Annotated in this window: 11 protein-coding genes; 8 read left to right on the top strand and 3 right to left on the bottom strand. The window is 35.8% G+C overall.

What is annotated here, in order from left to right; genetic code table 11:
* Window positions 1-120 precede the first annotated feature (120 nt).
* Window positions 121-1392, bottom strand: a complete 1272-nt coding sequence (gene serS / locus VFS71_RS02160; RefSeq protein WP_326399118.1) for a serine--tRNA ligase — start codon at window positions 1390-1392, stop codon at window positions 121-123.
* 252 nt (window positions 1393-1644) lie between these two features.
* Between serS and VFS71_RS02155 the strand changes: the two genes are divergently transcribed.
* A complete protein-coding gene (locus VFS71_RS02155; RefSeq protein WP_326399117.1) occupies window positions 1645-2160 on the top strand; it encodes a ferritin in 516 nt (171 codons plus the stop codon).
* 546 nt (window positions 2161-2706) lie between these two features.
* Here VFS71_RS02155 and VFS71_RS02150 read toward each other — a convergent pair.
* On the bottom strand, window positions 2707-3030 hold the full coding sequence (locus VFS71_RS02150) for a single-stranded DNA-binding protein (RefSeq protein ID WP_326399116.1): 324 nt from the start codon (window positions 3028-3030) through the stop codon (window positions 2707-2709).
* Between the two features lie 288 nt (window positions 3031-3318).
* Here VFS71_RS02150 and VFS71_RS02145 point away from each other — a divergent pair, with 288 nt between their 5' ends.
* The 4 genes from VFS71_RS02145 (at window position 3319) to VFS71_RS02130 (ending at window position 7421) form a co-directional block, all read left to right on the top strand.
* Window positions 3319-3759 carry a MauE/DoxX family redox-associated membrane protein gene (locus tag VFS71_RS02145; protein WP_326399114.1) on the top strand — a complete coding sequence of 147 codons (441 nt, stop codon included), beginning with the start codon at window positions 3319-3321 and terminating at the stop codon, window positions 3757-3759.
* A gap of 353 nt (window positions 3760-4112) precedes the next feature.
* Window positions 4113-4460 carry a hypothetical protein gene (locus tag VFS71_RS02140; RefSeq protein ID WP_326399113.1) on the top strand — a complete coding sequence of 116 codons (348 nt, stop codon included), beginning with the start codon at window positions 4113-4115 and terminating at the stop codon, window positions 4458-4460.
* 11 nt (window positions 4461-4471) lie between these two features.
* The gene (locus VFS71_RS02135; protein WP_326399112.1) at window positions 4472-6877 is read left to right on the top strand and encodes a M28 family peptidase; all 2406 of its coding nucleotides are present in this window, start codon (window positions 4472-4474) and stop codon (window positions 6875-6877) included.
* A gap of 19 nt (window positions 6878-6896) precedes the next feature.
* Window positions 6897-7421, top strand: coding sequence for a GNAT family N-acetyltransferase (locus VFS71_RS02130; RefSeq protein ID WP_326399110.1), 525 nt, complete (start codon window positions 6897-6899; stop codon window positions 7419-7421).
* A 75-nt stretch (window positions 7422-7496) separates the two neighbouring features.
* Here the strand turns inward: VFS71_RS02130 and VFS71_RS02125 are convergent, their stop codons facing one another.
* Window positions 7497-7892, bottom strand: coding sequence for a rhodanese-like domain-containing protein (locus VFS71_RS02125; RefSeq protein WP_326399109.1), 396 nt, complete (start codon window positions 7890-7892; stop codon window positions 7497-7499).
* Window positions 7893-8037: 145 nt separating this feature from the next.
* On the opposite strand from VFS71_RS02125, the gene VFS71_RS02120 reads away from it, so the two are divergent.
* The 3 genes from VFS71_RS02120 to VFS71_RS02110 form a co-directional block, all read left to right on the top strand.
* Window positions 8038-8928: a LysR family transcriptional regulator gene (locus VFS71_RS02120; RefSeq protein ID WP_326399107.1), complete on the top strand. Its 891-nt coding sequence runs from the start codon at window positions 8038-8040 to the stop codon at window positions 8926-8928.
* Window positions 8925-9374: a GNAT family N-acetyltransferase gene (locus tag VFS71_RS02115; RefSeq protein WP_326399105.1), complete on the top strand. Its 450-nt coding sequence runs from the start codon at window positions 8925-8927 to the stop codon at window positions 9372-9374. Before VFS71_RS02120 ends, VFS71_RS02115 begins: the two co-directional genes overlap by 4 nt.
* Window positions 9375-9394: 20 nt before the next feature.
* On the top strand, window positions 9395-10191 hold a 797-nt coding region (locus VFS71_RS02110), incomplete at its 3' end, for an NAD-dependent epimerase/dehydratase family protein (RefSeq protein WP_326399104.1).

The raw sequence follows: 10191 nt of genomic DNA, 5'->3' as shown, positions 1-10191 counted from the left end.
AAATTGACGTTGAACAAAACAGGATTATATAGAGGATTAGGTTTTTCATTTCCTTTTTTAGTCGCAGTCACAGTAAACAGTCACAGCTTTGAAAACTGTGACTGAAAACCGAAAACTAAATTAATCTATAATATCAAACCCACAGTAAGGACGCAATACTTCTGGGATTACGATTCCTTCGGGTGTTTGGTAATTTTCCAAAATTCCGGCAAGAACTCTTGGCAAAGCCAATGAACTTCCGTTAAGGGTGTGTGCCAATTGGTTTTTCCCTTCTTTGTCTTTGAAACGCAATTTCAAACGATTCGCTTGGAAAGTCTCAAAATTAGATACAGATGAAATTTCCAACCAACGCTCTTGAGCTGTTGAATACACTTCAAAATCATAAGTCAATGCCGATGTGAAACCCATATCGCCTCCACAAAGACGTAAAATTCTGTATGGTAATTTCAATTCCTGCAAAATACTTTTTACATGTTCTACCATACCGTCAAGTGCAGCATATGAATTATCAGGATGCTCCACGCGAACGATTTCCACTTTATCAAATTGATGCAAACGGTTCAAACCACGTACATGCGCACCATAAGAACCAGCTTCGCGACGGAAACAAGGCGTATAACCTGTGTACTTAACAGGCAATTCATTTTCGGTTAAGATAACATCTCTAAAAATATTGGTTACTGGAACCTCAGCCGTTGGAATCAAATACAAATCATCTGTAGCATCATGATACATTTGACCTTCTTTGTCCGGCAATTGTCCTGTTCCATAAGCAGATGCTTCGTTTACCAAATGTGGCACTTGCATTTCTTTGTATCCAGCTTCCGTATTTTTATCCAAGAAATAATTGATCAAAGCGCGTTGCAAACGAGCTCCTTTCCCTTTATAAACAGGAAATCCGGCACCAGTTATCTTTACTCCCAATTCAAAATCGATGATGTCGTATTTTTTAACCAATTCCCAATGCGGTTGCGCTCCTTCGTGCAAAACGGGAATATCGCCTTCCTCAAAAACATTTAGGTTATCCTCTGGTGTTTTTCCAACAGGAACAATATCAGCAGGAAGATTTGGCAAAGTATATAATTTCTCTGTTAATTCATTCGCAATGGCAACAGCGCTTTCGGCCAATGCTTTGCTCTTTTCCTTCAACAGAACTGTTTTTTCTTTAAGAATAGCCGCTTTCGACTTTTCCCCTGCTTTCATCAAATCGCCAATATCCTTGGATAATTTATTAGATTCGGATAAAGTATTGTCTAACTCCACTTGAGTTGCACGACGTTTTTCATCCAATTGTACCACTTCTTCAACAATCCCTTTGGCATCCATATTTCTTTTGGCCAAAGCGTTGATTACTTTCTCTTGATTTTCTCTAATAAATGCGATTTGTAACATAGTTGTATTTTTATAACTAAATAATGACAGCAAATTTAGGGAAATGTTTATTAAGAACGAGACAAAGTTTGTTTTGTGTTTTCATTTTAGTTTCTGTCTCACAGTTTTGATAAAAAAATGAGTTAATTTGCCATTTTAGTGCACTTTAAAGCATTTTTAAAAATTCTAAATTAAAATGAATTCTGTCATTTTTGGTTTAAAAAGAACCACTTTAAACTATTTTTTTTCTAATTTTACTAAAAACTAGAAATCATGTTGTTAAAAAATATCGAAACCGCGCTGAACAAACAAATTCGTATTGAGGCAGAATCTTCTCAAACCTATCTATCAATGGCTTGTTGGGCCGAAGTAAATGGATTGGAAGGAATCGCTCGTTTTATGTATGCTCAATCTGACGAAGAGCGTTTACACATGCTCAAATTAATCAAGTATGTTAACGAACGTGGCGGACATGCCCAAGTTACCGACTTGAAAGCACCGAAAACGACTTACGAAACTTTCAAAGGCATGTTTGAAGAACTTTACAAACACGAAGTTTTTGTTTCGGAATCGATTAATAAGTTGGTACACATCACATTTGAAGAAAAAGATTATGCAACCCATAATTTCTTGCAATGGTATGTAGCCGAGCAAATTGAAGAAGAAGCAACAGCTAAAAACATCTTGGATAAAATTAACCTTATTGGTGATGACAAAGGTGGTTTGTATCTTTTTGACCGTGATATTCAACAGATGGCAATAACCAGTGCGGCTGCGGCAACCAAATAATTAAGAGAAGCCTTTCATAAATAATAACCCCAAAATGCCTGAGTTGCATTTTGGGGATTTTTTTGCTTCAAAAAGTGTTAAAGTTTATTTAGAACAGATAAAAATAACATACATTTGCATTGGTTTTAAATTCTTTACACCAAAATTTTCGAATAAATACATAACTATAATTCGCAGTACCTTGAGCAAGAAAGAAAAAGAAAAGGAGAAAAAGGACAAGAAAAAAAAGAAGGAGAAAAAAGAAATCCTCAAAAAAATAAAAGCGCTTGAAAGTTGCAAGTCTAGTTGTCAATTGGCTGGAAACTGCAAATCTAGTTGTTGTGAAAAATACAAGAAAAGCGAAAAAAAGCGTTGCAGTCGTTGTCCTATGTTTGATTTGCTAAAAAAAACAGCATAAGTTCTAGTTTACAGATAGAATTGCATAAATAAATATTTTATAATTCTCTATTGATTTATAATGAACCGTCGTAATAATCAATTTATATGTATTGAAAAAAGAGTTCCGTGATTGCGGAACTCTTTTTTTGTTTTGGTATCTTCTGGAATCTACTTCCCCAGTAACATAATTTCGCTTACAACCACTTCGGTGATATAGCGTTTTTCTCCATTCTTGTCGTCATAGCTTCTGTGGGTTAGTTTTCCGTCTATGGCTATTTGTTTTCCTTTGGTTACGAATTTCTCGATGATTTCAGCGGTTTTTCCCCAGGCAACTACGCTGTGCCATTCGGTTTGCTCCACTCGTTCTCCTTTGTCGTTTTTGTAACTGTCGTTGGTGGCGATTGTCAAATTGGCTAATTTTTTTCCTCCCTCAAAAGATTTGATGATTGGGTCGTTTCCTGCGTTTCCGATTAACTGTACTCTGTTTTTCATGGCGTGTAAAATTTAAATGTTAGTGTGTATATGATTTTTTTGAAATTGAAATTTGCTATTGTCATTGACATTGCTCTGTTTCATTTCGACTTGGCAAAGATGCGACGGCTTCCATAAGTTATTCGGTTACTAACTACTTACTTTCGGTTGTAATTATTTGTAACCGTTTGTAAATGGGAAATTTTGAGTATATTTGATGGTTAGCAATAAGTTAAAAACAACTCTAATACAGAATACTCAAACAAAAAAGTCCAAAATATTGACTTTATAAATTTTACAAAAAGAAATATGACTGAAATAAAAATTGCAATTACAGAAGTTAAAATATCAGAATGGTTTTTACGCATTGCATTAAGTGCAGGATTTTTATCTGCCTCGGCAGACCGATTTGGCATGTGGCCAAAAGGAGTATCAGCCTGGGGAAATTGGCAAAATTTTGTAGCTTATACTAAAAGTTTAAATTCATTTGTACCGGACAGTTTAATACCATTTTTGGCTTATACTGCAACATCTTTTGAAATTGTTTTAGGTATTTTGTTGCTCACCAATTTTAAAACCAATTGGGTAGCTAAAGCAAGTAGTGCATTACTTTTATTGTTTGCATTGTCGATGACATTTTCTAATAGCATAAAAGCCCCGCTTGATTATTCCGTATTTACAGCATCTGCAAGTGCTTTTGTATTGAGTATACTTGTTAACCCGAAACGAAACAAAGAATACAAATTTTAAAAGAACAGCCTCTAACTTGCTATTAGTGATTTGAACAATAGGCTTAATAGAAATTCTGTTTTGTATTTGCGGTGATTTGCTTCGCCTTTTCACTATCGCTCGGGTGGCAAAACCGAAAAGAGCAAATTATTTGTTTAAAAATCAGTCTAATCTGTGTTATCTGTTGCTAAATTTTAAAAGCGTGGATGGAAAATAATCACAAAACCATAATCCCTAATTAGCCCTGATAGAGCCGATATCCTCGTAACGCAGTGGAGAGATAAAGGCGAAAGCAGGAATCCATGCCCACAAATGAAGCCTAATGATTGGCTCCAAAAAAAATGAAATGATGTTGAATCTAAAACGATGATACTATGAAAACTTGCCTCGAATGTGGTGACCCAATTATAGGTCGCGAAGACAAGAAATTCTGTAGCGATGGCTGCCGGAATGCCTACAACAACAAAATAAATAAGGACAGCACAAATTATATGCGCAATATCAATAACAAATTGCGCAAAAATTACCGAATTTTGTCGGAACTCAATGTGGAGGGAAAATCCAAAACAACCCGAGCCAAGTTGATGAGCAAGGGCTTTGACTTTGAGTTTTTCACCAATGTTTTGAATACCAAAACAGGGAATACCTACTATTTCCTGTATGATCAAGGCTATATGGTTTTGGACAATGATTATTATATGCTAGTTAAAAAAGATATTTAATACCCCCAATTATGAAAAAGAATTATTCCTCCATTATAACTGTTGTCATCATCCTAGGGATTTTGGGATTTTTGTTTTTCTCGTTAATGCCTTCGTGGTCTCCTGATGAGGACAAAAAAATCACAGAGTTTTCAACGAGCAGAGCTTTGGAACATATCAATGCGATTGCCAAACAACCGCATTATGTAGGCACCAAAAACCACGAGGTTGTTGCCAATTATATCATTAAGGAGCTTCAAAAACTGGGATTGGAAACAACGGTTCAGGAAGGTTTTACGTTGAGTGATTGGGGAAATTTGGTTAAATCCAAAAATATAATGTGTCGCATTGAAGGAACTAAGAATACCAAAGCTTTGCTCCTGCTTTCGCATTATGACAGCGCACCACATTCTTTTTCGCACGGAGCTAGTGATGATGCATCGGGTGTGGCAACGATTTTGGAAGGCGTTCGTGCTTTTTTGAATGCGAGAACCAAACACCAAAACGACATTATCATTCTGTTTACGGATGCTGAGGAATTAGGATTGAATGGCGCCGCGCTTTTTGTTACCCAACACCAATGGGCAAAAGAAGTTGGATTGGTCTTAAATTTTGAAGCTCGAGGTTCTTCGGGACCGAGTTATATGTTGATGGAAACCAATAAGGGAAATGCGGGTTTGGTAAAAGAATTTGCCAAAGCGGGCGCTACCTATCCAGTTTCTAATTCGTTGATGTACAGCATTTACAAAATGCTTCCGAATGATACCGACTTAACGGTTTTCCGAGAGCAAGGCGATATTCAAGGTTTTAATTTTGCTTTTATAGACGACCATTTTAATTATCATACCCAACAAGATGATGTGGCACATTTGGACAAAAACACCTTGAAACACCAAGGTTCATACTTGATGCCGTTACTGAATTATTTCTCGAATGCCGATTTGAATGCTACAGCTTCGACAACCGATGATGTTTATTTCACGATTCCGTTTACGTTCATCAGTTATCCTTTTGATTGGGTAATGCCAATGACACTGATCGCCGCAGGTTTGTTAATCATTTTGGTGTTTTTGGGCAAAGCCAAAAGAATGCTGAAACTGAACGATATTATGAAAGGGTTTTTTCCGTTTTTGGGTTCTCTTATTTTTGCTGGATCAATCACGTATTACGGCTGGAAAGGTTTGCTTTTATTGAATCCGCAATACAATGATTTACTCAACGGTTTTACTTACAACGGACATGATTATATTGCGGCTTTTGTATTGATGAGTCTTTCTATTTGTTTTTTCTTTTATCAAATAGCTTCCAAACCAAAAGTGACTATGAACCATTATGTGGTTCCGTTATTATTTTGGATTGTGTTGAATGGGTTTCTTGCCAATAGTTTGCGTGGTGCAGGATTCTTGATTATTCCGGTATATTTTGGACTGATTGCTTTTGCGGTTTTTGTATTTATCCAAAAGTCCAATTGGATTGTAAACCTAATTTGTGGGATTCCCGCGCTGTTGATTATTGCACCGTTTATCGAAATGTTTCCGGTAGGTTTGGGACTGAAAGTGCTGTTTGGCAGCGCTATTTTGACTGTTTTGGCATTTGTATTACTGCTACCTGTTTTTGGGGCTTTCCACAAAAAAGGAAGCTGGTCCATATTGTTCTTTTTAATCTCTGTTATCTTTTTGGCGAAAGCACAATACCATTCCGGTTATGAATCGGGACAAGCAAAATCTAACAGTTTGGTGTATTTCTATAATGCCAATAACCAAAAGGCATATTGGTTGACTTATGATACTAATCTGGATTCTTGGACGAAAGGCTATTTAGGCGAAAAACCAAAAGGTGCAAAAATATTCAATGAATTGAAGTTATTCAGCAAATACAATTCAGGATTCACCTATGCCGCCGAAGCTCCTGACAAAGGAATTGCAAAACCAACCATTACATTTTTAAAAGACAGTGTTGTTGGTTCAAAAAGATATTTAAAAATTCAAATCACGCCAAACCGAAAGGTCAATCGCTATGATGTTTTTGCTGCTGAAATAATGAGATTTTATAATTTCAAAGCCAATGGCGTGACAACTTTGGGTCAACAAGGAACTGAATTAGAAAGAAACGGCAAAAAACTGTTAAGCTATTATGTGGTCAACAACGAACCGCTGGTATTGCAATTTACCATAAACAAAGCCACAGTTCTTGACATGAATGTGATGGAAAGTTCATTTGATTTGATGGTCAATCCACTATTTTCAATGACTCCAAGAGAAAGCTGGATGATGCCAACTCCTTTTGTGTTGAATGATGCGGTAATTATTACCCAAAAATTAAAACGAACTCCAAAATTCGTTGCGCCACCTGTGAATCCTGCCACAACACAACCAGTATTGACGGATAGTTTGAAAGTGGTAAAAGATAGTCTACGAGTGAAACAAAAGGAGATTTAAGAAACATCAATAACAATTTATGTCAGAATCCGATTTTAATTTACAGCCTGATACATTAGAAAACGACCAAATAAAAATAATCCCTCTCAAAGAGAATGATTTTGAAATCCTCTATAAAGTAGCTTCAGATCCTGAAATTTGGGAACAACATCCCTCAAAAAACCGCTACCAAAAAGACGTGTTTCAACTCTTTTTTGATGGTGCCGTTGATTCAAAAAGTGCATTTCTAGTTTACAATTCAGCAACAGAAGAGCTTATAGGAAGTACTCGTTATTATGATTTCGATGCAGAAAATTCTAAAATTGCAATTGGGTTCACGTTTTTGGCAAAAAAATTCTGGGGAGGAAATCATAACAAAGCCATGAAACAGTTACTTATCGATTATGCTTTCGAGCACGTCGATACGATAGTTTTTCATATTGGCAAAACCAACATCAGGTCTCAAAAAGCCGTTTCAAAAATTGGCGCAACCAAAATGGGCATCGTCGATTTTAATAACATAGCCCACTTTGAATACCATATTCAGAAAAAAGATTGGGTTTAAGATACATATCATACAGAATAGATTTTTCTTTAAGGTCATAAATTTGACCTTAAAGAATTTAAAAGTGCTATTCCATCAACAAGCACATTCAAATTTTAATCCGCTTTTATTTCCTTTAGTTCCCTCGGTAGCGTAACCGTCAAATTTCCACCACTCAATTCCACCTATTAATTCTTTTACTTTAAATCCTAATTTGGTCATATTTAAAGCTCCTTTTGTGGAAGCATTACAGCCTATTCCGTCGCAATAAGTTACATACAGCACTTCTTTGTCCAAATGGGCAGTTGTTTCCGGGCTCATTTCGCGATGAGGGATATTAATGGCATTGGGAATATGTTCTGCCTCAAATCCAAATGCTTTTCGGGCATCGAGAGCGATTACCTTTTCTCCGTTGTTCAAGGCATCAAACAAATCGGACGGATCCATTTCGAAGGCCAATTTGTTTTCATAAAATTTTATTTGCTCTTCCATTTATATTGTTTTTAGATTGATTAATAATCCAAAATTAGGACAACTAAATTTACCATAAAAACGAAAAGAATTCATCTATCATATGAATTCTTTTCATATAAATCCAATTATAAATTTTGTTCCTTTGTGTAAATAATTTTCGAAAATGGAAATCAGACATCTAAGATTGATTAAGGCAATTGTCGAAGAAGGAAGCATCACAAAAGCGATTGACAAATTACATTTGACACAATCGGCCTTGAGCCATCAACTCAAAGAAGCCGAATACCAATTGGGCACACAACTCTTTTTGAGAACAAATAAAAAACTGGTTCTAACCAAAGCAGGCGAGAAGTTATATGAAATTGCAAATGAAATTCTCGACAAACTTTCGGAAACGGAACTCCAGATCAAAGAGATGGTTTTCGGAGAATATGGTGAAATTCGTATCAGTACCGAATGCTTTTCCAGTTACCATTGGTTGCCCTCTGTTTTAAAGCAATTCCACCATTTATACCCTAATGTTGAATTGAAAATTGTTACCGAAGCCACCCATTATCCTTTACAAAAATTACTGGATAATGTAATCGACATAGGAATAGTAAGCGATCAAATCAAAGATGACAGAATAAAATATCTGGAGCTTTTTCAAGATGAAGTGGTTATGGCAGTTTCTGAAAACCATCCCTGGGCCAATAAAAAATATGTAGTTGCCGAAGATTTTGCCAATGAGCATTTAATCATTCATTCCCTGCCGATGGAAACGGTTACCATTCATCAAATGGTTTTGGCACCAGCCCAAGTAACGCCGAAAAAAATAACACCATTGCCGCTCACCGAAGCTTCCATCGAAATGGTCAAAGCTGATATGGGCGTAATGTCTATGGCAAAATGGGCGTTGCAACCTTATTTAAAAAACAGTCCAATCAAAGCCATAAAAATTACTAAAAACGGACTGAGAAGAAAACATTTCATAGCCATTAGAACCGAAAAACAATATCCAGATTATTTCAACCATTTTATAGGCTTTTTACAAACTGAAATCAATCTTCAATGAAGTATCTAATTCGAGATTGCAAACCAAAAGATGTAAATACTGTGGTTGATTTGTGTCAAAAACACGCAGACTATGAACAAGCCGATTTTGATCCGATTGAAAAAGAAGAGAAACTTAAAAGTGTCTTGTTTGATAGACAACCCAAATTATTTTGTTTAATTGTTGAAGCTAATAAAACAATCGTTGGCTATGCGAGTTATACTTTTGATTTTTCAACTTGGGATGCCGCCACTTTTATGTATTTGGATTGTTTGTATCTCGAAGAAGACGTTCGAAGTTTTGGAATTGGTGAAGCCATAATTGAAAAATTAAAGCAAATTGCAACGGATAAAAAGTGCATCAACATACAATGGCACACTCCTAAATTCAATGAAAAGGCAATTAAATTTTACCATCGCATCGGTGGGACAGGGAAAGATAAAGTACGCTTTTTTCTGGATTTGTAATGGGTTATAAAAAATATAAAATGAAACAAATAAGTATATTGGGCTGTGGTTGGTTGGGTTTGCCTTTGGCGAAAGCCTTAATAACAAATGAATTTTCAGTAAAAGGAACAACTACATCGGAAAGTAAACTTTCTACATTAAAATCGTCGGGCATTGACCCTTTTTTAGTTGCGCTTGACAGCAAAAGTATAACTGGTGCTATCGAAGAATTTCTCGATGAAAGTGAAACTTTGATTATTGATATTCCACCACAATTGAGAAGAGAAAATAGCGATTCTTCAAATGAAAAAGTATTTGTCGAAAAAATAAAAATACTGATTTCGTATATTGAAAAATCAGTGGTTAAAAATGTGCTTTTTGTAAGCTCTACTTCCGTTTATGGTGAAGTCGATGGAACGATAACCGAAGAAACCATCCCAAAACCAGATACCGAAAGTGGTAAGCAATTACTGGAATCTGAGTTACTTTTGCAAAATAATCCCAACTTCAAAACCACGATTCTACGTTTTGGCGGACTCATCGGCGAAGACCGAAATCCGATAAAGTTTTTGGCAGGAAAAATAAACCTTGAAAATCCAAAAGCCCCCATTAATTTTATCCATCAGGAAGATTGTATTGAGATAATTTTAAAAATCATAACTACTGGTTCCTGGAACGAAATTTACAATGGCGTGACTCCTTTTCATCCCACAAGAGAAACCTATTATACACAAAAAGCAACCGAATTAAACTTACCTTTGCCACAATTTGACCAATCAAAACCTTCCATTGGAAAGCTAATTTTGAGCGATAAAGTAGAAAACGTTTTAGGTTATTC

The organism is Flavobacterium sp. (genome assembly GCF_035760125.1).
Lineage (GTDB): Bacteria > Bacteroidota > Bacteroidia > Flavobacteriales > Flavobacteriaceae > Flavobacterium.
This window is presented reverse-complemented; position numbering and strand designations above follow the sequence as displayed.

What these genes read in the sequence shown, in the direction of transcription:
- serS (WP_326399118.1), bottom strand. Translation starts at nt 1,392, where the DNA reads ATGTTACAAATCGCATTTATTAGAGAAAATCAAGAGAAAGTAATCAAC.
- VFS71_RS02155 (WP_326399117.1), top strand. Translation starts at nt 1,645, where the DNA reads ATGTTGTTAAAAAATATCGAAACCGCGCTGAACAAACAAATTCGTATT.
- VFS71_RS02150 (WP_326399116.1), bottom strand. Translation starts at nt 3,030, where the DNA reads ATGAAAAACAGAGTACAGTTAATCGGAAACGCAGGAAACGACCCAATC.
- VFS71_RS02145 (WP_326399114.1), top strand. Translation starts at nt 3,319, where the DNA reads ATGACTGAAATAAAAATTGCAATTACAGAAGTTAAAATATCAGAATGG.
- VFS71_RS02140 (WP_326399113.1), top strand. Translation starts at nt 4,113, where the DNA reads ATGAAAACTTGCCTCGAATGTGGTGACCCAATTATAGGTCGCGAAGAC.
- VFS71_RS02135 (WP_326399112.1), top strand. Translation starts at nt 4,472, where the DNA reads ATGAAAAAGAATTATTCCTCCATTATAACTGTTGTCATCATCCTAGGG.
- VFS71_RS02130 (WP_326399110.1), top strand. Translation starts at nt 6,897, where the DNA reads ATGTCAGAATCCGATTTTAATTTACAGCCTGATACATTAGAAAACGAC.
- VFS71_RS02125 (WP_326399109.1), bottom strand. Translation starts at nt 7,892, where the DNA reads ATGGAAGAGCAAATAAAATTTTATGAAAACAAATTGGCCTTCGAAATG.
- VFS71_RS02120 (WP_326399107.1), top strand. Translation starts at nt 8,038, where the DNA reads ATGGAAATCAGACATCTAAGATTGATTAAGGCAATTGTCGAAGAAGGA.
- VFS71_RS02115 (WP_326399105.1), top strand. Translation starts at nt 8,925, where the DNA reads ATGAAGTATCTAATTCGAGATTGCAAACCAAAAGATGTAAATACTGTG.